This is a genomic window from Hoeflea ulvae (genome assembly GCF_026619435.1).
In the GTDB taxonomy this organism is placed as follows: Bacteria; Pseudomonadota; Alphaproteobacteria; order Rhizobiales; family Rhizobiaceae; genus Hoeflea; species Hoeflea ulvae.
The window spans coordinates 2,428,460-2,453,516 of sequence record NZ_JAOVZQ010000001.1 but is presented as its reverse complement, the minus strand read 5'-3'; the positions used below and the strand labels follow the sequence as shown (position 1 = coordinate 2,453,516).

At 63.1% G+C, this 25,057-nt stretch carries 26 protein-coding genes and 1 pseudogene; 15 read left to right on the top strand and 12 right to left on the bottom strand.

From position 1 onward, the window contains the following. The first annotated feature begins 243 nt into the window (after positions 1-243). The gene (locus OEG82_RS11630) at positions 244-501 is read left to right on the top strand and encodes a YjhX family toxin (RefSeq protein ID WP_267612608.1); all 258 of its coding nucleotides are present in this window, start codon (positions 244-246) and stop codon (positions 499-501) included. 40 nt (positions 502-541) lie between these two features. On the opposite strand, the gene gatA is transcribed toward OEG82_RS11630, so the two are convergent. The 5 genes from gatA to OEG82_RS11605 all read right to left on the bottom strand — a co-directional run bounded on the left by gatA (position 542) and on the right by OEG82_RS11605 (position 4,260). Beyond that, positions 542-2,023 carry an Asp-tRNA(Asn)/Glu-tRNA(Gln) amidotransferase subunit GatA gene (gene gatA / locus OEG82_RS11625; protein WP_267612607.1) on the bottom strand — a complete coding sequence of 494 codons (1,482 nt, stop codon included), beginning with the start codon at positions 2,021-2,023 and terminating at the stop codon, positions 542-544. Beyond that, the gene (locus tag OEG82_RS11620; RefSeq protein WP_267612606.1) at positions 2,020-2,502 is read right to left on the bottom strand and encodes a GNAT family N-acetyltransferase; all 483 of its coding nucleotides are present in this window, start codon (positions 2,500-2,502) and stop codon (positions 2,020-2,022) included. The genes gatA and OEG82_RS11620 overlap by 4 nt, the downstream gene beginning before the upstream one ends. A gap of 3 nt (positions 2,503-2,505) precedes the next feature. Then, positions 2,506-2,793, bottom strand: a complete 288-nt coding sequence (gatC, locus tag OEG82_RS11615) for an Asp-tRNA(Asn)/Glu-tRNA(Gln) amidotransferase subunit GatC (protein ID WP_267612605.1) — start codon at positions 2,791-2,793, stop codon at positions 2,506-2,508. 120 nt (positions 2,794-2,913) lie between these two features. Further along, positions 2,914-3,504 (bottom strand): class I SAM-dependent methyltransferase, encoded by a 591-nt coding sequence (locus tag OEG82_RS11610; RefSeq protein ID WP_267612604.1) that lies wholly within the window; start codon positions 3,502-3,504, stop codon positions 2,914-2,916. Between the two features lie 48 nt (positions 3,505-3,552). Beyond that, complete coding sequence (locus tag OEG82_RS11605; protein WP_267612603.1) at positions 3,553-4,260, bottom strand: metal-dependent hydrolase; 708 nt, start codon at positions 4,258-4,260, stop codon at positions 3,553-3,555. A gap of 90 nt (positions 4,261-4,350) precedes the next feature. Here OEG82_RS11605 and ruvX point away from each other — a divergent pair, with 90 nt between their 5' ends. Continuing rightward, a complete protein-coding gene (gene ruvX / locus OEG82_RS11600) occupies positions 4,351-4,845 on the top strand; it encodes a Holliday junction resolvase RuvX (RefSeq protein ID WP_267612602.1) in 495 nt (164 codons plus the stop codon). Here ruvX and OEG82_RS11595 read toward each other — a convergent pair. Together OEG82_RS11595 and OEG82_RS11590 are read right to left on the bottom strand one after the other, a co-directional pair. Continuing rightward, positions 4,831-5,181 carry a DUF6105 family protein gene (locus OEG82_RS11595; RefSeq protein ID WP_267612601.1) on the bottom strand — a complete coding sequence of 117 codons (351 nt, stop codon included), beginning with the start codon at positions 5,179-5,181 and terminating at the stop codon, positions 4,831-4,833. The two genes, ruvX and OEG82_RS11595, sit on opposite strands and share 15 nt — an antisense overlap. Further along, on the bottom strand, positions 5,178-5,768 hold the full coding sequence (locus OEG82_RS11590) for a hypothetical protein (RefSeq protein WP_267612600.1): 591 nt from the start codon (positions 5,766-5,768) through the stop codon (positions 5,178-5,180). Before OEG82_RS11590 ends, OEG82_RS11595 begins: the two co-directional genes overlap by 4 nt. A gap of 162 nt (positions 5,769-5,930) precedes the next feature. Between OEG82_RS11590 and OEG82_RS11585 the strand changes: the two genes are divergently transcribed. Continuing rightward, positions 5,931-6,866, top strand: coding sequence for an AEC family transporter (locus OEG82_RS11585; RefSeq protein WP_267612599.1), 936 nt, complete (start codon positions 5,931-5,933; stop codon positions 6,864-6,866). Here the strand turns inward: OEG82_RS11585 and OEG82_RS11580 are convergent. Continuing rightward, positions 6,848-8,506, bottom strand: a complete 1,659-nt coding sequence (locus OEG82_RS11580) for an acyl-CoA dehydrogenase family protein (RefSeq protein ID WP_267612598.1) — start codon at positions 8,504-8,506, stop codon at positions 6,848-6,850. The two genes, OEG82_RS11585 and OEG82_RS11580, sit on opposite strands and share 19 nt — an antisense overlap. Before the next feature lie 126 nt (positions 8,507-8,632). On the opposite strand from OEG82_RS11580, the gene OEG82_RS11575 reads away from it, so the two are divergent. From OEG82_RS11575 to dprA, 4 genes are all read left to right on the top strand, one after another. Then, positions 8,633-9,568, top strand: coding sequence for an aspartate carbamoyltransferase catalytic subunit (locus OEG82_RS11575; protein ID WP_267614933.1), 936 nt, complete (start codon positions 8,633-8,635; stop codon positions 9,566-9,568). Continuing rightward, the gene (locus OEG82_RS11570; protein ID WP_267612597.1) at positions 9,565-10,851 is read left to right on the top strand and encodes a dihydroorotase; all 1,287 of its coding nucleotides are present in this window, start codon (positions 9,565-9,567) and stop codon (positions 10,849-10,851) included. The genes OEG82_RS11575 and OEG82_RS11570 overlap by 4 nt, the downstream gene beginning before the upstream one ends. 87 nt (positions 10,852-10,938) lie before the next feature. Beyond that, positions 10,939-11,517 (top strand): glycerol-3-phosphate 1-O-acyltransferase PlsY, encoded by a 579-nt coding sequence (gene plsY, locus OEG82_RS11565; RefSeq protein ID WP_267614932.1) that lies wholly within the window; start codon positions 10,939-10,941, stop codon positions 11,515-11,517. Next, the gene (dprA, locus tag OEG82_RS11560) at positions 11,517-12,668 is read left to right on the top strand and encodes a DNA-processing protein DprA (protein ID WP_267612596.1); all 1,152 of its coding nucleotides are present in this window, start codon (positions 11,517-11,519) and stop codon (positions 12,666-12,668) included. Before plsY ends, dprA begins: the two co-directional genes overlap by 1 nt. 25 nt (positions 12,669-12,693) lie before the next feature. Here the strand turns inward: dprA and OEG82_RS11555 are convergent, their stop codons facing one another. Beyond that, a complete protein-coding gene (locus tag OEG82_RS11555; protein ID WP_267612595.1) occupies positions 12,694-12,903 on the bottom strand; it encodes a hypothetical protein in 210 nt (69 codons plus the stop codon). A 253-nt stretch (positions 12,904-13,156) separates the two neighbouring features. Here OEG82_RS11555 and topA point away from each other — a divergent pair, with 253 nt between their 5' ends. The 6 genes and pseudogenes from topA to rpmG all read left to right on the top strand — a co-directional run bounded on the left by topA (position 13,157) and on the right by rpmG (position 20,842). Next, on the top strand, positions 13,157-15,790 hold the full coding sequence (gene topA, locus OEG82_RS11550; RefSeq protein WP_267612594.1) for a type I DNA topoisomerase: 2,634 nt from the start codon (positions 13,157-13,159) through the stop codon (positions 15,788-15,790). A 101-nt stretch (positions 15,791-15,891) separates the two neighbouring features. Then, a pseudogene (gene rnr / locus OEG82_RS11545) lies at positions 15,892-18,154 on the top strand (ribonuclease R). Between the two features lie 63 nt (positions 18,155-18,217). After that, the gene (locus OEG82_RS11540; RefSeq protein WP_267612593.1) at positions 18,218-18,670 is read left to right on the top strand and encodes a DUF983 domain-containing protein; all 453 of its coding nucleotides are present in this window, start codon (positions 18,218-18,220) and stop codon (positions 18,668-18,670) included. Continuing rightward, positions 18,667-19,386, top strand: a complete 720-nt coding sequence (locus OEG82_RS11535) for an NUDIX hydrolase (RefSeq protein WP_267612592.1) — start codon at positions 18,667-18,669, stop codon at positions 19,384-19,386. The genes OEG82_RS11540 and OEG82_RS11535 overlap by 4 nt, the downstream gene beginning before the upstream one ends. Positions 19,387-19,409: 23 nt before the next feature. Beyond that, complete coding sequence (locus OEG82_RS11530) at positions 19,410-20,582, top strand: MFS transporter (RefSeq protein WP_267614931.1); 1,173 nt, start codon at positions 19,410-19,412, stop codon at positions 20,580-20,582. 92 nt (positions 20,583-20,674) lie between these two features. Beyond that, positions 20,675-20,842, top strand: coding sequence for a 50S ribosomal protein L33 (rpmG, locus tag OEG82_RS11525; protein WP_047030328.1), 168 nt, complete (start codon positions 20,675-20,677; stop codon positions 20,840-20,842). Positions 20,843-21,516: 674 nt separating this feature from the next. On the opposite strand, the gene OEG82_RS11520 is transcribed toward rpmG, so the two are convergent. Together OEG82_RS11520 and OEG82_RS11515 are read right to left on the bottom strand one after the other, a co-directional pair. Then, positions 21,517-22,890 carry a PleD family two-component system response regulator gene (locus OEG82_RS11520; RefSeq protein WP_267612591.1) on the bottom strand — a complete coding sequence of 458 codons (1,374 nt, stop codon included), beginning with the start codon at positions 22,888-22,890 and terminating at the stop codon, positions 21,517-21,519. Positions 22,891-22,905: 15 nt separating this feature from the next. Beyond that, positions 22,906-23,277 carry a response regulator gene (locus tag OEG82_RS11515; RefSeq protein WP_047030330.1) on the bottom strand — a complete coding sequence of 124 codons (372 nt, stop codon included), beginning with the start codon at positions 23,275-23,277 and terminating at the stop codon, positions 22,906-22,908. A gap of 219 nt (positions 23,278-23,496) precedes the next feature. Here OEG82_RS11515 and OEG82_RS11510 point away from each other — a divergent pair, with 219 nt between their 5' ends. Together OEG82_RS11510 and OEG82_RS11505 are read left to right on the top strand one after the other, a co-directional pair. After that, positions 23,497-23,763: a DUF3572 domain-containing protein gene (locus OEG82_RS11510; protein ID WP_267612590.1), complete on the top strand. Its 267-nt coding sequence runs from the start codon at positions 23,497-23,499 to the stop codon at positions 23,761-23,763. Continuing rightward, positions 23,760-24,416, top strand: coding sequence for a hypothetical protein (locus OEG82_RS11505; protein WP_267612589.1), 657 nt, complete (start codon positions 23,760-23,762; stop codon positions 24,414-24,416). The genes OEG82_RS11510 and OEG82_RS11505 overlap by 4 nt, the downstream gene beginning before the upstream one ends. 44 nt (positions 24,417-24,460) lie before the next feature. On the opposite strand, the gene OEG82_RS11500 is transcribed toward OEG82_RS11505, so the two are convergent. Continuing rightward, the gene (locus OEG82_RS11500) at positions 24,461-25,039 is read right to left on the bottom strand and encodes a GNAT family N-acetyltransferase (protein ID WP_267612588.1); all 579 of its coding nucleotides are present in this window, start codon (positions 25,037-25,039) and stop codon (positions 24,461-24,463) included. Positions 25,040-25,057: the final 18 nt, after the last annotated feature.

Genomic DNA, 25,057 nt, shown 5'->3' with positions numbered 1-25,057 from the left:
AATCCGGCCAATCTCGGGACTTTTTGTTGCAGCCGGCGGGATTGACCGAAAAACAGTCTTCAAATATCTTGCGACCGTCCAATTACGGAGTTTTTATGCTGTCTCTGTCCGAGGCCCGGTAAGGGGCCTGCCCGCGTCAACGACGCCGCGCAGGCCCGACAAGAACATTGAAACCGCTGACGTCCTCGACGTTGGCGATTGTTTTTGTGCGCTCGCAAGAGCGCTATCCCGGACACGACACTCATGGACATATCACGCGCCGAACAGCGTATCCTGCATCTGCTCGCCCAGGGCGGCAGGATCGAACTCACCCGCAATGACGCCAGGAAAATCGCCGACGCCAGACTCATCACCCGCGAGGGCTGGCTCTATGGCGGCCTCGACCTCGAAATCTTCCGCAAGCTCAAGCGCAGACGCGCCATAAGTTCGCGCAAGGGGCAGCCCTATGGCGTCACCCGCCGCGGGCTGGAACTGGTCAGATCGCAGCTCAACAACAGGTAAAACCAAAGCGGCGCCTTCGGGCGCCGCCCATTGGTTCGTATTACCACCAGCGCTTCGGCTCGAACCGGCCCGCGGCCTGTTCGATCACATGGGCGGTCCTGAACAGGGTTTCTTCCTCGAACGGACGGCCGATCAGCTGCAGGCCGAGCGGCAGACCCTTGGGGTCGAGGCCGGCGGGCACAGCGATACCGGGAAGGCCTGCCATGTTGACGGTGACGGTGAAAATGTCGTTGAGATACATTTTCACCGGGTCAGCCGCCAGGTTCTCGTCACCGACAGCAAAGGCCGAGGACGGGGTGGCGGGCGTCAGGATGGCGTCGACGCCGGCCTCGAAGGCCAGTTCGAAGTCGCGCTTGATCAGGGTGCGTACCTTCTGGGCGCGCAGGTAATAGGCGTCGTAATAGCCGGCGGAGAGCACATAGGTGCCGATCATGATGCGCCGCTTGACCTCCTCGCCAAAACCTTCGGCACGGGTCTTTTCATACATCTCGGCAATGTCCCTGCCCTGCACGCGCAGGCCATAGCGGACGCCGTCATAGCGGGCCAGGTTGGACGAGGCTTCCGCAGGTGCAACGATGTAATAGGCCGGCAGCGCATATTTGGTGTGCGGCAGTTCGATGTCGACGATCTCGGCGCCGGCATCCTTGAGCCAGGCAATACCCTGCTGCCAGACGGCGTCAATTTCTGCGGGCATACCATCGATGCGGTATTCGCGCGGAATGCCGATCTTCAGTCCCTTGACCGAACCGCCGAGTGCGGCTTCGTAATCGGGCACCGGCAGATCCACCGAGGTGGTGTCCCCGGCATCAGCCGAGGCCATGGATTTGAGCATGATCGCCGCATCGCGGACATCGCGGGCAATCGGGCCGGCCTGATCAAGCGACGAGGCGAAAGCGGCAATGCCCCAGCGCGAGCAGCGGCCATAGGTCGGCTTGATGCCAACCGTGCCGGTGAATGCCGCAGGCTGGCGGATCGAGCCGCCGGTATCGGTTGCTGTGGCGCCGGCGCACAGCAGTGCGGCAACAGCGGCAGCCGAGCCGCCGGAAGAGCCGCCGGGCACCAGATTGGCGTTGGAGCCTTCTGCGCGCCAGGGATTGATCACCGGGCCGTAATAGGAGCTCTCATTGGAGGAGCCCATGGCGAATTCATCCATGTTGAGCTTGCCCAGCATGACGGCGCCATCGGCCCAGAGATTGGCCGTGACGGTGGATTCATACCGCGGCTCGAAGCCGTCAAGCACATGGCTGCAGGCCTGGGTGTGGACGCCTTCGGTGGCATAAAGATCCTTGATGCCGAGCGGAATGCCTTCCAGATCACCGGCCTTGCCGTCGGCGCGGCGGGCGTCGGACGCCTTGGCCATGTCGCGGGCCTTGTCGGCCGTGACCTTGACATAGGCGTTGATGGACGGGTTGGCGGCATCGATCGCAGCCAGATAGGCATCGGTCAGCTCGAGGCTGGAAAATGTGCCCTTGCCCATTTCGTCTCGGGCTTCGGCGATGGTCAGACGGATCAGGTCGGTCATGCGGACAACTTCTTTTCAAAGAACCGGGAATAGCCGGAATCAGGATAATCGAGCACGGCGCCACATTCGGTGAAGCCGTGGTTTTGGTAAAGCCGGATGGCTGCGGCAAGGCCCTCGCCCACTCCGGTCTCGAGCACCAGCCGCTCGATGCCAAGCGCGCGAGCGCAATCGCAGATCGCCGCAAGCAGCGCCGAGCCGACACGCTGGCCGCGAACTGCCGGCGCGGTGAACATGCGCTTGACCTCACCGGTGCGCAGGCCGGCATCCGGCCCCACATCCTTGAGCGCGCCCAGGCCGATGGCCTGGCTGGCATCATTGCGCGCCACGAACACGGTGGTGTCGGAACCGGTCATTTCCTCGATATTGAGGCCGAAGTGGAACTGAGCCGGCGCAAGCGGCAGCAGATGGGCGTCGAGTGCCTCGACCAGGCCCTTCACCTCGTCCTGCAACGGCGATTCTATGGCGACCGATACAGCCATGCCCTATTCGACCACCTTCGGCACGACGAAGAAATTGTCGGTGGATTCAGGCGCATTGGCGACGATATCCTCGGCCTTGGAGCCATCGGTGACGATGTCGGCGCGCTTCTTCATCATCATCGGGGTGACCGAGGTCATCGGCTCGACGCCGTCGACATCGACTTCCGAGAGCTGTTCGACAAAGCCGAGGATGGCATTGAGTTCGCCTTCCATGCGCGCGGCATCCTCGTCGGTGACGGCAATTCGCGCCAGGTGCGCAACGCGTTTGACGGTGGCAAGATCTACGGACATCGGGTCCTCATCAGGTGGTGTGAACAGGTTGCCCCGCTATAGCGGTGGGCGGCGGCGCACGCAACCGCGGGCCGCTGTTTTGTCATCGCGGCCAGGCTGGCAATCATGCGAAACCCGGCTTTACTTGACCGCAGTGACATGGAGCCATTCGGTCGGCTTGCCGTCATAGCCGCCGCCCATCCGGGTCGTGATATCGATGTTCGTCCATCCCGACGGGGCATACCATCGCCGCAACAGACGCTCAGACGGATAGTTGTAGTAGCGGTCGAACTGGTCGCGGCCCTCGGTGTCGCCAGCCTTGAAACTGGCGTAAAAGGCTCCGCCTTTCTTCAATGCGGTGTGAACTTTCGACAGGATCCCCGGCAGATCCGGGCGGGGAACATGCAGCAGGCAGGCATTGGCCCATATGCCTTCATAGGCGTCGTCCGCATCCAGGTCCGCAAACAACAGCGTGGCGACCGGTATGCCGAGGCGTTGTTGGGCCGCTTGCGCCAGCTCGGGCGTGCCGTCCGTGGGATGCAGGTCAAATCCCCTGCCGATCATGAATTCACTGTCCCGCCCGGATCCGCATCCCAGTTCGAGAATGGTGGCCCCGGCGGGCAGCAAGGACAGAAAGGCCTCGATCTGCTTCGAGTTCGCGTATTCAGTGCGCGCGGCATAGGCTGACGCGCGCTGCGTATAAAAGCTGAGCGTCCGGTCATCCTGGGTCATTTTCGTCCACCTGTCCGTTATGCTGCCGGGATCCGCCCCGACCGCGCGTCAGACCGTGATGCTTTCGCCGGATTTGGGCACGGCGACGTTCCTGGCGTCCTCTTCCATGCCTTCGAGAAAGGCGTCGGCGGTCTGGTCGAGAATAGGGAAGGTGCCGTAATGGCAAGGCAGCACCTTGGCGAAGGAGAAGAACCGGCGGCAGGCGAGTGCCGCCACCGCGCCGCCCATGGTGAAGCGATCGCCGATCGGCACAATGCCGATTTCCGGACGGTGCAACTCGTTGATCAGAGCCATGTCGGAGAAGATATCGGTGTCGCCCATGTGCAGGAGACTGGGCTCGTCCTCGAAATGCAGCATCAGGCCATTGGCGCTGCCGAGCGAATGCGACACGCCATCGGAGGTGATATGGGCCGAGGAATGGAACGCGTTGACGAAGGTGGCGGAAAAACCGTCCAGCGCAATGGTGCCGCCGGTATTGCCCATCTCCAGACGCTCCACACCCTGATGATGGGTGAGCCACATGCCAAGATCGTAATTGGCCAGCACGACCGCGCCGGTTTCCTTGGCAATCTCGGCGGTATCGCCAATATGGTCGCCATGGCCATGGGTGAGCAGAATATGGGTGACGCCCTTGACCGCGTCCTTGCGGTCATTGCCTTCAAAACTTGGATTTCCGGTGAAGAACGGGTCGATCAGGATGGTGGATTTGGCGGTTTCCAACCGGAAGGCAGAATGGCCGAGCCAGGTGATTTTCATTGGATACGCTCCCTCGCATTTTCTGGGCATGTTCGCTAAACCCATCATCTAGCCCGGCACGTGCCCCGGCGCAAAGGCGGAGTTTGTAAAATGGCGGTGATCGGGATCGAAGAGCTGAATGAGCGGCTGCTGCCGGGACAGACCATTGCCGGCATCGATCTGGGCAGCGTGACCATCGGGCTGGCCGTCTCCGACCTGTCGCTGCGGCTTGCCTCGCCGCGACCGATGATCAAGCGCAAGAAGTTCACCCTCGATGCAATCGTGCTGCTCGAATCACTGGCGCGGGACAATGTCGGCGCGGCTGTGATCGGCCTGCCGGTCAACATGGATGGCAGCGAAGGACCGCGCGTCCAGTCCACGCGCGCCTTCGTGCGCAGCATGGCGGACAAAACCGACCTGCCCTTCGTGTTCTGGGACGAGCGATTGTCGACCGTGGCCGCCGAACGGGCGCTGATCGAAATGGATGTCTCGCGCAAGAAGCGCAAGGAGCGGATCGATTCGGCCGCCGCCAGCTTCATCCTGCAGGGCGCGCTCGACCGGCTTGCAGGCCTGCGCCGGGCACATGCGGGGTCAGCCGATTCTTGAATAATCCGATTGCGGTTGCGGCGTGGCCTCTTCGGACGGCGTATGCCCGCCGGTCCAGCGGAAGAGCTGGCACAGCCCCGCCCAGATCTGCTTGCGGCGGCGCTTGAGGACGATGAAGCCGACAACCAGGAATGTGTCGAAGATCACCGCCTTGACCACCAGCGGCGGGATTGATTCGGGTTCGAGACCGAGCAGGTTGCCATAGATGGTGAACACCAGGTCATGCAGCTCGCGCGACAGGATCCGGTAGCCGAAATTGATGTCGTAATAGGACAGGCCGTACCAGCTGCCGAGCAGGATGATGGGGACAATCCAGAGGAAAAGGAAAAGCTTCATGAAATCGGCTCGCGCCTGGAGAAGGACGCCAGCTGGGCGCTGAAGGCGGCGTGATTGGCCGCGTGGTCGGCGATGACATCATCCAGTGCCGAGATATCCCCGAGCCTGCTCTCGTCCGGCACGATCATGGCCTGGGCGAGCGACAGGACCGTCAGCAGCAGCCCGCCGAAGCCGATCAGCTGCAACACCATCAGCGCGCCGGCATGGCCGCCCGCGAAGGACACCGCCACCAACAGGGCAGCCGCTGCGGCCGAACAGGTCGCCGCCCCTTCCGCCAGAGGCCGCGCCTCGCGCTGCTCGCGTTCCTCGCCAAACACGCAGAACATCATCGCAAACAGCAGCAATCCGGCAGATGCCACGTTGAAGCCGCCGAGCAGGCCGAACACCACGCTCTGCGCCGTCAGTGAAAGACCTATCGCGTCCATTGCCGCCATCGCGGCCCCGACCAGTCCGGTATCGGCAAACAGCGTCAGACCGGCCAGCTCCACCCCACCCTGCGGTGCATAGGTCACGACCAGCGCCAAAAGCGCCAGGAAACCGATCCAGAACAGCATCATTGAGGTGTAGAACAGGCGGCTTGTCTTCATTGCGGATCCGTCAACCTTCCGAAGCTGCAGTCTTTGCGTTGGGTCCAGAATGAACGTGTGAACACGCAGACGCAATGTAAACCATTTGTTAAGGTTAACGGCCGCCATTGCCCGCCGGTTCCGGAGCCCCTATGAAATTGCTTCCAGCACATGGCGAGACCGATGTCCCTGATATTTGAAAGCATTCTGCCGATTTTCCTGATCGTTCTCCTGGGCGCGGCGTTGCGCCATGCACGGTTCATCGACCAGAGCCTCTGGCCCGGACTGGAGACCGTGGGCTATTATGTGCTGTTTCCGTCGCTGCTGTTCCTGACCCTGGCAAAGGCCGATTTTTCCAGCACCGAGCTCGGCACGGTCTCGCTGGTGGCGCTGATTGCGGTCGGCGTCATGACTGCGCTTCTGCTCGCGCTGCATCCGCTGGCGCGTGTGCGCGGCATGTCGGATGCGAGCTATACGACCCTGTTTCAGACCTCGTCGCGGTGGAACGCCTTCATTGCGCTGGCGATCGCCGAAAAGCTTTCCGGACCGGCCGGGCTGGCGCTGGTGGCGCTGGTGATGGCGGTGATCATGATCCCGCTCAATTTCATCAATGTGATAGTGCTGGTCTGGTACGGCACCGGCGGCCGCAGCCTGGCGACCCTGGTCAAGCGCATTGCCGGCAATCCGCTGATCCTGGGCTGCGTCGCCGGCCTGGTGGCCAACGCCCTGCCCTTCGACATCTATCAACCGGTGGAACTGGCGATCGATCTGATCGCGCGGTCTTCACTCGGCCTCGGTCTGCTGATGGTCGGCGCCGGGCTCAAACTCAATGACGCCATTCGCCCCGGCCCCGCCGTGCTGGCGCCGACCCTGCTCAAGCTGGTCGTGTTTCCGATGATCATGATCGGGCTGGCGCTGGCCTTCGGCCTGAGCGGCGAGCCGCTGATGATCGTCGCACTCTGCGCTTCGGTGCCGACAGCGATGAACGGCTACCTGCTGGCGCGCCAGATGGGCGGCGACGCGCCGCTTTATGCCGCCGTCGCCACGGTGCAGACCGTCTTGTCCTTCATCACCATTCCGGCGGTGATGTGGTGCGTTGATCAGATCGCCGGCGGATAGAGCATGTCGATGATCTGGCGGCCGTCGAAGCGGGCATCCAGCATGCCGTAGGTCGACCGCCAGGCGCCGCCAAGCCGGGTTTCGACAAAGGCTTCGGCGACATGGCCGGCGCCGAGCCGGGTCAGCTCGGCCGCCGCCGCAGCCAGCGCGAACTGTTCGGTAAGAAGCCGTGCGGCGCCCTCGTCCCGTTCGGCCACGGCCATGCAGGCCCTGAGCACATCGACGGTGCGCGGCCCGGCCGCGCCGAGATCGGTGTTGATGCTGTCGAGCGCCACTTCGCACAGTTCACGGCCACGGGTCAGGACCCGCAGCACATCCAGCGCCATGACATTGCCCGAGCCTTCCCAGATCGCATTGACCGGAGCCTCGCGGTAGTGCCGGGCGACGGCGCGTTCCTCGACATAACCATTGCCGCCCATGCATTCCATCACCTCATAGATGACCGAAGGCGCGATCTTGCAGACCCAGTATTTGACCACCGGCGTCAGCAGCCGGGCGATCGCCGCCTCGGCGGGATTGTCCCGGGCCATGTCGAAGGCGCGAGCCAGCCGCAGCGACAGCGCCGTCGCTGCCGCAACCTCCAGCGCCAGATCGGCCAGGACCCGGATCATCAGGGGCTGGTCGATCAGCAACTGACCAAAGACCCGCCGGTGACGGCAATGATGCACCGCCTCTGCCAGGCTGGCGCGCATCATGCCGGCGGACGCCAGCGCGCAGTCGAGCCGGGTCAGCGTCACCATGTCCAGAATGGTGCGCACGCCCTCGCCTTCGCCGCCCAGCAGGAAGCCGAATGTGTCGGTGAACTCGACCTCGGAGGACGCATTGGACCGGTTGCCGAGCTTGTCTTTCAACCTCTGCAGCCGCAATCCGTTGAGATTGCCATCCTCGAGGATCCGGGGCACCAGAAAACAGCTCAGTTCGCCGCTGTTCTCGCTGCCGGTCCGGGCCAGCATGACAAAACCGTCCGACATCGGCGCGGACAGGAACCATTTGTGTCCCGACAGCCTGTAGACGCCCTCGCCGGCGCGGGTCGCCGTGCTCTGGTTGGCGCGGACATCGGTTCCGCCCTGTTTTTCGGTCATGCCCATGCCGATGGTCACACCGGATTTCTGCATGGCCGGACGATGGCTGCCATCATAGCGGCGCGACACCACCTGCGGCGCCCAGGCCTTCTCGATACGCGGCGAGGCCATGATGGCGGCGATCGAGGCATTGGTCATGGTCAGCGGACACAGATGTCCGCATTCCAGACCGGCTGTGAGGTAGAACCGGATGGCGCGGGCCTGGTGGGCAAGGCCCGCTTCCTCGCGGCGGCCTTCCCAGACCGAGCCCTGCAGACCGGTGGCAACGCCACGGCGCATCAGGGCATGCCAGCTGGGATGGAAATCGACCTGGTCGATGCGATTGCCCTGCCCGTCATGGGTCCTGAGTTCGGGCACCGCGCGGTTGGCAATGCGGGCCAGGTCCTGCGCCTCCGAGGAGGCCACGAACTTGCCGACGGTTTCGAAATCATCGCGAAGCGCACGCGGCATGTCGGCCGCGATGTCCTTCAGCAAAGGATCAGAACGATAGGCATTGTGCCCGGAAAAGAACGGACTTTGATTGTCGGCCTGCTGGCCAAAGGCTTGGATCGGGCTCATGAAACCTCGCATACAGGGATTCGCGCCGTATTGCATGGGGACATTGCACTATTTGCGTGTTGCCACGCTTGCCCCTGCCCCGGAACCTTTCTATAGACCCAGCAAGACCTCAACCCCATGGGACGCCTGATGTCATTTCCGCACCGCCACCTGCTCGGAATCAAGGGGCTTTCGGAGCAAGACATCCACTATTTGCTCGATCGGGCCGACGAGGCGGTGAAAATATCCCGCCGGCGCGAGAAAAAGACCTCGACGCTGCGCGGTCTCACCCAGATCAACCTGTTTTTTGAAGCCTCGACCCGGACGCAGGCCTCCTTCGAGCTGGCCGGCAAGCGCCTGGGCGCCGATGTGATGAACATGTCGGTGGCCAATTCCAGTGTCAAAAAGGGCGAAACCCTGGTCGACACGGCGATGACGCTCAACGCCATGCACCCGGATGTTCTGGTGGTGCGGCATTCGTCAGCCGGTGCGGTGGCGCTGTTGTCGCAGAAAGTCGGCTGCCCGGTGATCAATGCCGGCGACGGCGCGCATGAGCACCCGACCCAGGCGCTGCTCGACGCGCTGACCATCCGCCGCAGCAAGGGCAAGGTCGGGCGGCTGATCGTGACCATCTGCGGCGACGTGCTGCATTCGCGCGTGGCGCGCTCGAACATCCTGATCCTCAATGCGCTGGGTGCGCGGGTCCGTGTCGTCGCGCCCTCGACCCTGCTGCCGTCCGGCATTGAAAATATGGGCGTGGAAGTGTTCCAGCGGATGGAAGACGGGCTCAAGGATGCCGACGTGGTGATGATGCTCAGGCTGCAGCGCGAGCGCATGGCCGGCTCCTTCGTGCCCTCGGTGCGCGAGTATTTCCGTTACTACGGGCTGGACGCCGAAAAGCTCCGATTTGCCAAGGACGACGCGCTGGTGATGCATCCCGGCCCGATGAACCGTGGTGTCGAGATCGCTTCCGACATTGCCGACGGGCCGCAAAGCGTCATCGAACTTCAGGTCGAGATGGGGGTTGCCGTGCGCATGGCGGTGATGGAAACGCTGATGCTGCCACAGGGGACCGAGCCATGAAGCCGCGGCGTCTGACCAATGTGCGAATTGTCGATCCGTCCCGGAATCTGGACGAGATCGGCGACATTGTGGTTGTCGACGGCAGGATTTCAGCCATCGGCGCCAGTTCCGTGGGCTTTGCCACGCCACCCGGTTGCGAGATCGAGGACTGCAGCGGGCTGATTGCCATTCCCGGCCTGGTCGACGCCTGCGTTCATATTGGCGAACCCGGCGCCGAGCATCGCGAGACCATCGCCTCGGCCAGCCGCGCTGCGGCGCGTGGCGGCGTCACATCGATCGTGATGATGCCCGACACCGACCCGGTGATCGACGACGTGGCGCTGGTCGATTTCGTCCAGCGGCTGGCGCGCGACGAAGCGGTCGTCAATGTCTATCCGGCCGCGGCCCTGACCAAGGGGCTCAAGGGCGAGGAAATGACCGAATTCGGCCTGCTGCTCGAAGCCGGAGCCGTCTGGCTGAGCAACGGGCGGCACACGGTCGACAATCCGGCAGTGATGCGGCGCGCCATGACCTATGCGCGCGATTTCGGAACCGTGATCGCGGTGGCGACGCAGGACCGGCAACTGGGCGCAACCGGGGTGATGAACGAGGGGCTTTTCGCCAGCTGGCTGGGGCTTCCCGGCGTGCCGCGCGAAGCCGAGATCATTCCGCTCGAACGCGACCTGCGTCTGGCGGCGCTGACCGGCGTCCGCTATCACGCCATGAGCATTTCGGTGCCCGAATCCGCCGATGTGATCCGCGCCGCCAAGGCCCGCGGGCTCAAGGTGACCGCCGGGATCTGCATCAATCACCTGACGCTGAACGAGACCGACATCGGCGAGTACCGCACCTTCTTCCGGCTGTCGCCGCCGCTTCGCACGGAGGATGACCGGCGCGCCATGACGGCGGCACTGGCCGACGGCGCGATCGACATCATCGTTTCGGCGCACGATCCGCAGGACGTCGACACCAAGCGGCTGCCATTTGCAGATGCCGAGAACGGCGCGATCGGGCTGGAAACACTGCTGGCGGCAGCGCTGCGGCTCTATCATGCCGGCGATGTGCCGCTGATGCGCCTGGTCGACGCGATGTCGACCCGTCCGGCGCAGATTCTCGGACTGGATGCGGGAACGCTGGCGCCCGGCGCCCGCGCCGATATCGCGCTGATCGATCCGGAATATCCCTGGGTGCTGTCAAAGGACGATATCGTCTCGAAGTCCAAGAACAGCGCTTTCGAGGATGCCCGGTTTACCGGCAAAGTGTTGCAAACGCTGGTTGCAGGTGTCACTGTTCATCGCGCCTGACCGCCGCTTGCGGCCTGTCAGAACATGGTTTTGGGGAGAAGTTTCGACGTGCCCGACTTGATCCATTGGTCGCTTTCCACCCAGGTGATGCTCGGCGCGCTGCTGTTCGGCTATCTTTGCGGCTCGATCCCGTTCGGCCTGATCCTGACCAGCAAGGCCGGGCTTGGCGATCTGCGGACCATCGGGTCGGGCAATATCGGCGCGACCAATGTGCTGCGCACCGGCAACAGGAAGCTCGCGGCCCTGACCCTGCTGGCCGATGCCCTGAAGGGGACGGTGGCGGTTGTCGTCGCACGCCAGGTGATCGGCATGGAAGCGGCGCTGATTGCCGGCCTGGGCGCGTTTCTGGGTCATCTCTACCCGGTCTGGCTGAAATTCAAGGGCGGCAAGGGCGTGGCGACCTATCTGGGCGTGCTGCTGGGGCTGGCGCCGGTGATCGTGCTGGTCTTTGCCGCAGTCTGGCTCGGCATGGCCAAGCTGTTCCGCTATTCCTCGCTGGCGGCACTGGCCGCAGCCCTGGTGGTGCCCGTCGCACTTTATATCTACGGGCAGCCGGAAGTGGCGTCGCTGTTCATGATCATGTCGCTGATCACCTTTCTCAAGCACCATCAGAACATCCGGCGGCTGCTGGCAGGAACAGAGAGCCGCATCGGGGACAAGGGCTGATGCCGCCGGGCGATGACGGAAGGCGCGGTGTCGCCCTTTCTGATCGCCAGCGCCTTTCCTGGCTGCGGCTGATCCGCTCCGACAATGTCGGCCCGGCGACCTTTCGCGACCTGATCAACCATTTCGGCTCGGCGGAAACGGCAATCGAGCATCTGCCGGACCTGTCGCGGCGCGGCGGTTCGGCGCGGGCGATCCGGGTGGCCAGCATCGATGATGCCGAGCGCGAACTGGAAGCCGCGCAGAAATTCGGCGCTGTCTTCATCGGGATCGGCGAGCCGGACTACCCACCCGCGTTGCGGCGGATCGACGGCGCGCCGCCGCTGCTCTCGGCGATCGGCGACCTGGCATTGGCGACACAGGTCTCGGTCGGTATCGTCGGCGCCCGCAATGCATCGGTGTCAGGCGCGAAAATGGCCGCGCGGATGGCGCGTGAACTTGGTGCTGCCGGATACACAATCATCTCGGGCATGGCGCGCGGCATCGACGCGGCGGCGCACCGGGCAAGCCTAGAGACAGGAACCATCGCCGCGCTGGCTGGTGGCCTCGACCAGCCCTACCCGCCCGAAAACCTCGACCTCTTCCGCGAAATCTGCGCCGGCCAGGGACTGGCGATCAGTGAAATGCCGATGGGATGGGAGCCCCGCGCCCGGGATTTTCCGCGGCGCAACCGGCTGATCGCCGGCGTCGGCCTTGGCCTGGTGGTGATCGAGGCGGCGCACCGCTCCGGCTCGCTGATCACGGCGCGGCGCGCGGCCGATTTCGGCCGGCTGGTCTTTGCCATTCCCGGCTCACCGCTCGATCCAAGAGCGGCAGGCACCAATGGTCTCCTCAAGGAAGGCGCGATCGTGACCACTGAAAGCAATGACGTGATCGAGGCGCTGGCGCCGTCAAGCCGAGTGTTTGGAGATGACGACCCGGTGATGGAAGAGCCCGGCACCGGGGACGGCACGCCGTTTGACGAGCCCGGTGACGACGACCGCGCCCGTGTGATCGAGGCGCTGGGGCCCTCGCCCGCGGAGATCGACGACATCATCCGCCATACCGGCGTTGCGGCGGCGACGGTCTATCTGGTGCTTCTGGAACTGGATTTGGCGGGACGCCTGCATCGTCACCCCGGCGGAATGGTGTCCTTGTCATTTGACGAGGATTGAATCCGGCGCCGCAACCTGGCCGGCCCTAGTTCGATTTCCTGGCAACATCGAGAGACCGCAGTCCTGCCAGCACATCGTCGGCCTCCAGATAGGCCATCTCGATCAGATAGCACAGCATGTCGGCCTTCTCGCTCTCGGCGACGCTGCGCAGTTCGGCCAGCATCTGCCGGATATAGGCTATGTTCTGCTGGCTCTGGGCGTTCGCCCATGATCCATGTGGGGGGCGGGTCGGCATTGCGGCTTCCTTGTGTCCGAACACACAACCGCGCGCAGCACGCGGTCGAACAGATCCTTGAAATACGATAGCTCAATTATCTCTAATTGCAATACAGTTGTAAGCACGCGTTGGTTGTATTCAGGCGAGAAAAGGCAGGAATCGGGAAGTTGGGCTTGACCGCGCCGCATTCGATGTACATTTCGTGGGCCAAATCGGTACGGTGCGAATTCGCGCGGCATGCCGAATTCCATGGCCGAATGCGAGCAATCTTATGAATGTAGTGGTAGTCGAATCGCCTGCGAAGGCAAAAACCATCAACAAATACCTCGGAAACGAGTACACGGTGCTGGCGTCGTTCGGACACGTGCGCGACCTGCCGGCCAAAGATGGCTCGGTGCTTCCCGATGAGGATTTCGAGATGAAGTGGGAGGTCGACACCGCCTCCAACAAGCGCCTCAAGGACATCACCGAAGCGCTCAAGGGCGCCGACTCCCTCATTCTGGCAACTGACCCGGATCGCGAAGGCGAAGCCATCTCCTGGCACGTGCTGGAAGTTCTCAACAAGAAGAAGGCGCTCAAGGACAAGAAGGTCTCGCGCGTCGTCTTCAACGCGATCACCAAGAAATCCGTCCTCGACGCGATGGCCAATCCGCGAGAGATCGACACGCCGCTGGTCGACGCCTATCTGGCGCGCCGGGCGCTCGACTATCTGGTCGGCTTCAATCTTTCGCCGGTGTTGTGGCGCAAGCTGCCGGGCGCCCGTTCGGCAGGACGCGTCCAGTCCGTCGCATTGCGGCTGGTCTGCGACCGCGAAAGCGAAATCGAGCGGTTCAATTCCGAAGAATACTGGCAGATCTCGGCCGAGCTGAAGACCCCGCGCGGCGAAGGCTTCACAGCACGTCTCACCGCCCATGACGGCGAGAAGATGACCAAGATGTCGGTCACCAATGGTGATCTGGCCGAAAACATCAAGGACATGCTCGAAGGCGCGTCCTTTGTCGCCGACAGCGTCGAGGCCAAGCCGACCCGGCGCAATCCGTCGCCGCCCTTTACCACCTCGACCTTGCAGCAGGCGGCCTCCTCGAAGCTCGGCTTCAACGCCTCGCGGACCATGCAGGTGGCACAGAAGCTCTATGAAGGCATCGATATCGGCGGTGAGACCGTCGGTCTGATCACCTATATGCGAACCGACGGCGTGCAGATGGCGCCCGAGGCGATTGAGGAAGCCGGGGCCGCCATCACCGCCCGCTTCGGCGAGCGCTATTGCCCGGAAAAGCCGCGCCTTTACACGACCAAGGCCAAGAATGCGCAAGAGGCCCACGAAGCCGTCCGCCCGACCGGCTTCGAGCGTGCGCCCGACGACATCAAGCGCTATCTCGATGCCGACCAGCTCAAGCTCTATGACCTGATCTGGAAACGCGCCACTGCCAGCCAGATGGCCTCGGCCGAGATCGAACGCACCACGGTCGACATCACCGCCACCAAGGACGGCAAGACCGCCGGCCTGCGCGCCACCGGTTCGGTTGTCCGCTTCGACGGTTTCATCGCCGCCTATACCGATGCCAAGGAGGACGGCGAACAGTCCGATGGCGACGATGATGATGATGCACGCCTGCCCGAGATCAACGCGAAGGAAGCGCTGGCCAAGGACAAGATCAACGCCACCCAGCACTTCACCGAGCCACCGCCGCGCTATTCCGAAGCCTCGCTGATCAAGAAGATGGAAGAACTCGGCATCGGCCGGCCCTCGACCTATGCCTCGACGCTGGCAACGCTGCGCGACCGTGAATATGTGACGATCGACAAGCGCCGGCTGACGCCCGAGCCCAAGGGCCGGCTGGTCATCGCCTTTCTGGAAAACTTCTTCAACCGCTATGTCGAATTCGGCTTCACCGCCGATCTCGAGGAAAAGCTCGACCGGATTTCGGCGGGCGAACTGGCCTGGAAGGATGTGCTGCGGGAATTCTGGACCGAGTTCCACGCCCATATCGACGACACCAAGGAACTGCGTGTCACCCAGGTGCTCGACGCCCTCAACGAGGCGCTGGCGCCGCTGGTGTTCCCTGTGCGCGAAGATGGCTCCAACCCGCGGATATGCCCGACCTGCGGCACCGGCAACCTGTCGCTGAAGCTGGGCAAGTACGGCGCCTTTGTCGGCTGTTCGAACTATCCCGACTGCAGCTTCACCCGGCAACTGTCCAACGACCAGAATGCCGAAGGCGATGCGGCGCTGTCCAATGAGCCCAAGGATCTGGGCAAGGATCCCTATACCGAGGAACCGATCACGCTGCGCACCGGCCGCTTCGGCCCCTATGTGCAGCGCGGCGAAGGCAAGGAAGCCAAGCGCTCAAGCCTGCCCAAGGGCTGGGCGGTCGATTCGATCGACCATGAAAAGGCACTTGCGCTATTGAGCCTGCCGCGCGATGTCGGCCAGCATCCGGAATCGGGCAAGATGATCTCGGCCGGACTGGGCCGCTACGGTCCCTTCGTGCTGCATGACGGAACCTATGCCAATCTCGAAAGCGTCGAGGAGGTATTCTCCATCGGCCTCAACCGCGCCGTCACCGTGATTGCCGAAAAGGTGGCCAAGGGTCCCGGCCGCGGGCGCGGCACGCCAGCGGCGCTCAAGGCGCTGGGCGAGCATCCCGATGGCGGACCGGTGACCGTCCGCGACGGCAAATATGGCCCCTATGTCAACTGGGCCAAGATCAATGCGACGCTGCCCAAGGACAAGGTTCCCACCGAGGTGACGCTTGAGGAAGCGCTTGAAATGATCACCGCCAAGGCCGCTGCATCGGGCAAGAAAACCAAGGCGCCGGCCAAGAAGGCCGCCAAGCCGAAGGCCAAGGCGAAACCGAAAGCCAAAGCCAAGAAACCAGCCGCCGCGAAGGCGAAGAAGGACTGACATTGGGACATCCTCCCCGCAAACCGGGAACTGCCAAACCGAAACCCGGAAAGACCGACGAGAAGACTGCAGAGGCGCGCCCGGCGTTTCGCCGCGGCGACATGCCCGACAGGGACACCATCCTGCGGTTTCTCAGCGAAAATCCTGATCGCGCCTCCAAGCGCGACATCGCCAAGGCCTTTGGCCTCAAAGGCGACACCGGGGCCGAGTTGAAGGACATGCTCCGCGACCTCGAGGAAGAGGGAATGATCGAGCGTGACCGGAAAATGCTGCGGCGGCCCGGCACCCTGCCGGCAGTCGCGGTGCTGGAAATCGCCCTGCGCAATTCCGATGGCGACCTGATCGCCCGGCCTGCGGAGTGGCTCGAGGATCATGGCGAGGCACCGCCTGTCACCATACGCCAGTCCAATGCCGGCCGCGACCGCAGCAAGTCGCGCGCGCCGTCGACGGCCGCCGGCATCGGCGACCGGGTTCTGGCGCGGATCTTTGCAACGACGCATGGCGCCAAGACCACCTATTCAGCCCGTATCATGAAAGTGCTCGACCGGCGCGAAGGCCTGGTTCTGGGCGTCTTTCGTGCCCTGCCCGATGGCGGCGGCCGGCTGTTGCCGATCGAACGCCGCGGCGAGGAATTCGCCATCGACGCCGACTCCGCCGGCAATGCCGGGGACGGAGATCTGGTCGAGGTGGAATCGATCAAGCTCGGCCGCATGGGACTGCCGCGCGCCAAGGTTCATGCCGTTCTGGGATCGGTCGAGGGAGAAAAGGCGATCTCGATGATCGCCATCCATGCCCACGGCATCCCGCATGTGTTTCCCGCAGAGGTGATCGAGGCCGCCGAAAACGCCAAGCCGGCGCCGCTCTCGGGCCGCGAGGACTGGCGCCACATCCCGCTCATCACCATCGACCCGCATGACGCCAAGGACCATGACGACGCGGTCTATGCCGAAGCGGACCCCTCGCCCGACAATCCCGGCGGCGTCATCGCCACCGTGGCGATTGCCGATGTGTCCTGGTATGTGCGCACCGGCTCACCGCTCGACCGCGAAGCGCTCAAGCGCGGCAACTCGGCCTATTTTCCCGATCGCGTCGTGCCGATGCTGCCGGAGCGGATCTCCAACGATCTGTGTTCGCTGCGCGAAGGCGAAGACCGCCCGGCTCTGGCGCTGCGCATGGTGTTTTCCAGTGAAGGCCGCAAGGTCGGCCACAAGTTTCACCGGGTGATGATCAAGAGTGCCGCCAAACTGTCCTATCAGCAGGCGCAGGCGGCAATCGACGGCAACCCCGACGACAAGTCCGGGCCGCTGCTCGAGCCTGTCCTGAAGCCGCTATGGGCCGCCTACGAGGTGCTCAAGCGCGAGCGCAACCGACGCCAGCCGCTCGATCTCGACATGCCGGAACGCAAGATTCTGCTGACGCCCGAAGGCAAGGTCGACAAGGTGATCGTGCCGGAACGACTCGATGCGCACAGGCTGATCGAGGAATTCATGATCCAGGCCAATGTGGCCGCGGCGGAGACGCTGGAAAAACGCAAGCAGCCCCTGATCTTCCGGGTTCACGACCAGCCGTCGCTGGCCAAGCAGGAAGTGCTGCGCGAGTTTCTCGGCACGCTCGGCCTGTCGCTGGCGCGTGGCGCGGCGGTGCGGGCCAGCGCCTTCAACGGCATTCTCGCCAAGGCCTCGGGCGAGCCCTATCAGGGCATGGTCAACGAGATGGTGCTGCGCAGCCAGAGCCAGGCGATCTATTCGCCGGAGAATATCGGCCATTTCGGCCTCAACCTGATGAAATACGCCCATTTCACCTCGCCGATCCGGCGCTATGCAGATCTGATCGTGCATCGCGCGCTGGTCGGATCGCTCGGGCTTGGCGAAGGCGGCATCACACCGGAGCAAGAGGCGGGGCTCGAAAACATTGCCGCGGAGATTTCCGTCACCGAGCGCCGCGCCATGGCGGCCGAGCGCGACACGGTGGACCGGCTGGTTGCCCATCACTTGGCCAGCCGCATTGGCGAAGCCTTTACCGGCCGGATTTCCGGCGTGACCAAGACGGGCCTGTTCATCAGCCTGCCTCAATTTGGCGCAGACGGATCTCGTCCCGGTTTCCACACTTGGGCTTGACTATTATCATCATGATGAGGCTCATCAGGCACTGACGGGGGAGAAGACCGGGCTTGGCTACAGGCTCGGCGACGAGGTGGAGATCAAGATCGTCGAAGTGATCCCGCTGGCGGGCTCGATGCGATTCGAGATGCTCAGCGAGGGACACAAGATGCCCACCGGCACCCGCTCGTTCCACAAGTCGGGCCGGGCGCGCCGGGGCGGGCCGAAAAAGCCCGGAACACGGCCGGCGCGCGGACGGCGCTGAGACAGCCCGCCGTGCACGTCAACACAAGGCGTTACGACGCCCATCGAACTCAGGAGATGAGCCATGCTCGAACTTGGCGGCAACAACACCCCGAACCCGGCACAGGCCGAACCACGCAGCACCTGGAGCGCGATCAAGCGCGGCCTGCTCGGCCGCTGCCCCCATTGCGGCGAAGGCAAGCTGTTCAGGGCCTACCTCAAGCCGGTCGATGCCTGCGCTGCCTGCGGCGAGGAAATGAGCCACCATCGGGCCGATGACTTTCCCGCCTATCTGGCGATCTTCGTTGTCGGCCACATCGTTGTCGCCGGCTTCATGGCGACCGATACATGGCTGGTGCTTGAAAGCTGGCAGCATCTGCTGATCTGGATCCCCATCACCATTCTGCTCACACTGGTGCTGCTGCAGCCGCTCAAGGGCGGCGTGATCGGACTGCAATGGGCCTTGCGCATGCATGGCTTCAGCGGCGAAGCGGAAGAACCCATGCTCGCCGAGCCTGCTCACGAGGATGCGCGATGAATGGCAGCGCTGCTTCCAATATCGATCTTCTGACCGAGGATCATCTGGCCAGGATCAGCGATCAGCGTCATCCGCCGCGCGTCCCGCGGGATGCGGCTTCGCTCGTCCTGCTGGACAGAAGCAGCGATGTGCCGCGCGCGCTACTGGGAAAGCGCGGCAAGCGTCATGCCTTCATGCCCGATCTTTATGTCTTTCCCGGCGGCAGGCGCGATCCCGGCGACAACAAGACCCCGCTGGCCCAGCCCTTGCGCGAGGAAGTTGCCGACAAGCTGATGCAGCGCACCGCCGCCCGGTTCCATCGCTACGCCGCGCGCGGGCTGGCCGTGGCAGCTGCGCGTGAAATGCAGGAGGAAGCCCATCTTTCGCTGACGCCGCCCGAATATGGCGGCGCCCTGCGTCCCGATGTGTCGCATTTCCGTTACCTCGCCCGCGCCATCACGCCGCCTGGACAGTCGCGGCGATTCGACACGCGCTTCTTTGCCTGTTTCTGCGACGAACTGGGGATCGATCCGACCCGGATTCGCGACAGCGACGAACTGCATGATCTGTCATGGATTCCCGTCAATGCCCATGACAGCCATCCGCTGCCGCGGATCACCAAGGTGATTCTCTCGGATCTTGTCCAGGCGCTCGACGAAGACTCGACCTTGCTTTTCGGCCGGTCTGTGCCGTTTTACTATTTTCGCAACGGACGCTTTGTTCGAGAAATGATTTAAGGCAAACCCGATATGGATCACTCATCCGCAAGCCCCCCGCGATACGCGAGGAGATCCATTGGCCGGCATTGTTTGCAGCCATTTCCGCCATCACCGCAGTCGGCATCGCCATCGGGCTCGGCCTGCCGCTGCTGTCGATCATTTTGGAAAAACGCGGCGTATCATCCTCGATGATCGGCCTGAATTCGGCCATGGCCGGCGTCGCGGCCATCGTGGCGGCGCCGCTGACCACCGTGATTGCCCGGCGGTTCACCGTGGTGACCACGATGGTGCTGGCAATCGTCGCCGCCGCCGTGAGCGCCCTGGGCTTCTACTATGCCGAAGCGCTGTGGATGTGGTTTCCGCTGCGGGTGATCTTTCACGGCGCCATCACCATCCTGTTCGTGCTGTCGGAGTTCTGGATCAACACGGCCGCACCGCCATCCAGGCGCGGGCTGGTTCTGGGCATCTACGCCACCGTGCTGTCGCTCGGCTTTGCAGCCGGGCCGCTGATCTTCTCGATCATCGGGTCGGAAGGCATCCTGCCGTTCCTGATCGGCTCCGGCGTCATCCTGCTGGCGGCGGTCCCGATCCTGATGGCGCGCAAGGAGAACCCGCCGATCGGCGAGGCTCCGAATTATTCCTTCATGCGCTATGTCTTTCTGGTGCCGACGGCGACGGCTGCGGTGTTCATCTTCGGCGCGGTTGAATCGGGCGGACTGGCGCTGTTTCCGGTCTATGCCAACCGCACCGGCTTCACCGAATCACAGGGCGCGCTGCTGTTGATGATGATGGGACTGGGCAATGTGCTGTTCCAGATCCCGGTCGGCCTGATTGCCGACAAGATCGGCGACCGACGGCGGCTGCTGTCGCTTTTTGCCATCATCGGGCTGATTGGCTCGCTGGCCCTGCCCTACCTCATCCATGACTGGCTCCTGTCGGCAGTTATCCTGTTGTTCTGGGGCGGCAGTGTCGCCGGACTTTACACCGTCGGGCTGGCCCATCTGGGCGACAAGCTGCATGGTTCGGACCTCGCATCTGCCAATGCGGCCTTTGTGTTTTGCTATGCGCTGGGCATGCTGGTCGGCCCGCAGACCATCGGCGTGGCGATGGATGTTGCCGGCGATCACGGTTTTGCCTGGGCGCTGGCGTTCTTTTTCGCACTTTATGTAGCCCTGACGCTGTTTCGTATCCTGCTCGGACCGAAACGGGCTTGACTTTCGGCCCGGCTTTTGTAGGTTCCGCGCAAGTTTCGCCGTGGAGCCTTGTGTGCTGTCCGCGGCTTCATTTTTGAAGAAGGCAAGACACCATGGCCAAGGCGACCACCATCAAGATCAAGCTCCTGTCGACAGCCGACACAGGGTTTTTCTACGTAACCAAGAAAAACAGCCGTACTTTCACCGACAAGATGACCAAGACAAAGTACGACCCTGTCGCCAAGAAGCACGTTGAATTCAAGGAAGCCAAGATCAAGTAATCCGGCTTACCTTCCCGCTGCTGCGCGGAATTGCACGCACTCAACAAAAAACCCGCTTCCTTCCGGAAGCGGGTTTTTTGCATGAAAGGCCGATCAAGACAAAGGCGTGGAACGAGGATACCACTATGCGCTTGATCTTGACCGGCCACCCCACGACCCAGGAGATGCGGCGGACCTGAACATCATGGGGTATCTCTAATCTGGCGTAACTATAGACTGCGCATGTGACAGTCTCAAAACGCATCACGCATTGTGGACAATTGTCCCAAACCGAAAATAAATCAATAGTTTCTTAACCCTCACCATGAACTGTCAAAGTATGTGGTTAATAATGCCGCGCATTTTAATCGTTTCTTAGCCATCTCGGCCCCGCCATACTGCATTGGCCACGTCACTGCCGCTGTACTCGTCGTTGCATTGCCCGGCACATCCCCGCCCACGCGGATGGACAATGAGTGCATGGTTCAACCAGCACCACCGAGACCCATTTCAAGCGTCTGAAATTTTTGAGATTGTCGCCGCCGCACCTCCCGCATCACAGGATGACACGGCCAGGTCCGGTTGATCAGGGCAACGGTTCTGGTGCCGGCCTGCCGACAAGCTGTAGCAAGGGCCCTGAATGGCGCAGCCGCGCGGTTGCGGGCCGTGTGGAGCTTGTGAGGAACCGTTGCGGCTCAGGCCGCCTGGCTGACGACGCGATTGCGGCCGTTGTTCTTGGCCTGGTACAGCGCCTTGTCGGCGCGCCGCATCAGCGAATCAGCGCCCTCGCCGCCCTTTTCCAGCGTGGCGATGCCGACGGAGGTGGTCAGCGGGGCAACGCGGCCGGTGGCCGAGATCTTGAACGGCGCAGCCGCTATGGCATCGCGCAGGCGCTCCGCCACCTGGGCGGCGATCTCCGGCGTCGTGTCGGGCATCACCACCACGAATTCCTCGCCGCCATAGCGGCAGGCGAGATCGGCACCGCGCACGGCGCCACGCACCCGGCGGGCAAATTCACGCAGCACGTCATCGCCACCCTCATGACCATGGGTGTCGTTGATGGCCTTGAAATGGTCGATGTCGGTGATCAGTACCGAAAGCGGCCGGTCACGCCGGTTGGAGCGCTCGACCAGTGTCGCCAGATGGGTGTCGAGATGGCGGCGGTTGTTGAGGCCGGTCAGCGCGTCGGTGACGGCAAATTCGACCGACTGCGACAGGCTGGCCCGCAGACAGTCGGAATAGCGCTTGCGGCGGATCTGGGTGATGCTGCGCGCCACCAGCTCGTTGGGATCGAGCGGCCGCAGCAGATAGTCATTGACGCCAAGCTCGAGCGCCCGGATCACCAGTTGGTCCTCGCCCTGCTCGGCCACCACCAGCATCGGAATGAAGCGGGTGCGCTCCAGCGAGCGCATCTGCGAGCACAGCCGCAGCGGATCATAGTCTTCGAGCGCCGTGGAGACGATCACCAGCTCATAGGGTTTTTCAGCCGCTTCAAACAGCGCCGCCTGGGGATCCCCGATCGCGGTGATCTCGGCCACGCCCCTGAGCGCCCTGGCCATGCGGTCCTGTGCATTGGCGCGCCCCTCGACCAGCAACACCAGGCCAGGCTCCTCCAGCGTGCCCTGGTGCGGTGCAAGCAGGGCTTCCAGACCCATGTTGCGCGCGGTTTCCGCACGCAGGCGAAGTTCATCGCTCAAGGCCTTGAAGCGGATGAGACTTTTGACCCTGGTCATCAGCTGCAGATCGTTGACCGGCTTGGTCAGAAAATCATCGGCGCCGGCCTTGAGACCGCGCACCCGGTCGGCGGGCTGATCGAGTGCCGTGACCATGACAACGGGAATATGGGCCGTGCGGGGATTGGTCTTGAGGCGCTCGCAGACTTCAAATCCGTCGATTCCAGGCATCATGATGTCGAGCAGGATCAGGTCGACCGGGGTCTGGTCGCAGATCGACAGCGCGGTCATTCCGTCGGCAGCCGTCAGCACCTCGAAATACTCGGCCAGGAGCCGGGCTTCGAGCAGCTTCACATTTGCCGGAATGTCATCGACGACCAGAATGCGTGCGGTCATGGTCTTACTCCAGCCTCAAGCATCGCCAAGATAGGTCTTGATGGTTTCAATGAATTTGGGAACCGAAATCGGTTTTGAAATATAGGCTTCACACCCGCCCTGGCGGATGCGCTCCTCATCGCCCTTCATCGCGAATGCGGTGACGGCAATGACCGGAATCATGTGCAGGTCGTCATCCTGCTTGAGCCATTTGGTGACTTCCAGACCGGAGACTTCCGGAAGCTGGATGTCCATCAGGATGAGATCCGGACGGTGCTGGCGGGCAAGGTCCATCGCTTCCATGCCGTTGCGGGTCTGGATCGTCTTGTAACCTGACGCTTCGATCAGGTCCCGGAAGAGTTTCATGTTGAGTTCATTGTCCTCAACAATCATCACCTGCTTTGTCATATCCGTTCCCATCCCCGATCCGGCTCGGACAACCGCCCGGCTGATACTGTTGTTGCCGGCGGCCGGTGGCCGATTATACCGGTTTTCGGCCGATACGGTGTGCGGACTGTTCGGCCGGAAAAGCCAGTCAACGCAGTCACCATAGTTCCATTAGGTTGAAAAAGTGGTAATCCGACATTTCGAATATGGTTGATGGTATCCCGGAGAGGCACGAAACCGATGGCAGATGCGGAAGACACGGCGATTGCCGTGCTGGTTTGGCTCGCGGGCGAACCTGAACTGATGGGCCGCTTCCTGGCCCTGACCGGACTGGAAGCCGGCAATATGCGCGATGCGGCGCAGGAGCCAGGCTTTCTGGCCGGCGTGCTCGGCTTCCTGATGAGCCATGAACCGACGCTGATGGACTTTTGCGCCGCCACCGATACGCGGCCCGAAACCGTGACCCGCGCCTTCCATGCGCTTGGCGGGGCGACGGAGACCGGATGATGCTGATCCCCGACGCCGAACATGACGACCTGATGCTCACCGACCGGCCGCTGGTGGTCTGCGACATCGACGAGGTGGTGCTGGAATTCGTCACGCCGTTTCAGGCCTTTCTGGTCGACAATGGCTTCGAACTGCGCCCGACCTCGTTCCGGCTGAATGGGAATGTATTCAGCCTCGAAGATGGGGTGGAAACCGGCAAAGACAAGGTGGCGGCGCTGCTGGAGGCGTTCTTTACGAGCCAGGACCAGTGGCAGACCCCGGTCACCGCGGCCGCCGACAGTCTGGCGCGGCTGGCCGAGCATGCCGATGTCGTGTTTCTCACCGCGATGCCGCCGCGCCACCGCGCCGTGCGCCGGCGGCTGCTGTCGCAGCATGGCTTCGACTATCCGATGATCGCCACCGAAGCGGCAAAAGGACCCGCGGTGATGGCCCTGCACGGTGCGCGGACGCAGCCGGTGGTGTTTGTCGACGACATATTCACCAATCTGCAATCGGTGCGCGAACATGTGCCCGACACGCTTCTGCTCAACCTGATGGCCAATGACACGTTCCGGGCAATGGCGCCGCATCCGGGCGACGGTGTCGACATTGCCGATGACTGGGCTCATGCCGAAGCGTTGATCCGGGCGCATTTCACCCCGGCAGCAGCCTGAAGCACCCGCCGCCCGTACCGCTGCAGCCCTGCCCGTGCCACCGGTCACGCCAGCGCCTTGCGCATCAGCGGCCGGCCGCTCTTGCGCTCGGCCACGGTCTTGAAGCCGGCCCCGGCGAAGACCGACACAGACCCGATGAACAGACCCACCGACCTTGACTGCTTGGCGTGTTCGATCGGACAGGCCTCGACCAGACGGGCGCCATTGTCACGCGCATGCGCCACGGCCGCCGCGACGAGGGCGTGGCTCAGCCCCTGCCCGCGCCGCTTCGACTGCACGAACAGGCACGAGATCGCCCACAGCCCCGGATCGGACGGATCATCGCCATCGAGCGGCCGCGACACGGTGCGCGCAGTGTTCCAGCGGGGCACATGGGCGCGTGGCGTTACCTGAACCCAGCCCACCGGCACGCCGCTGTCAAACGCGATCAGCCCGGGCGGCACGGAATCGCTCGCGGCGTCCTTGAGCAGCTGTTTCTTGTCGTCCCGGCCCAGCGCATCGCGCTGTTTCGGTGCCAGCCGGAAATAGCTGCACCAGCAGCCATAGCAGGCACCCTGAGGCCCGAAGAGGCTTTCCAGGTCCGGCCAGAACGGAGCCGTGAGGGGATGAATGGTCAGGCTCATAGGTGTTGATTTCCAGTG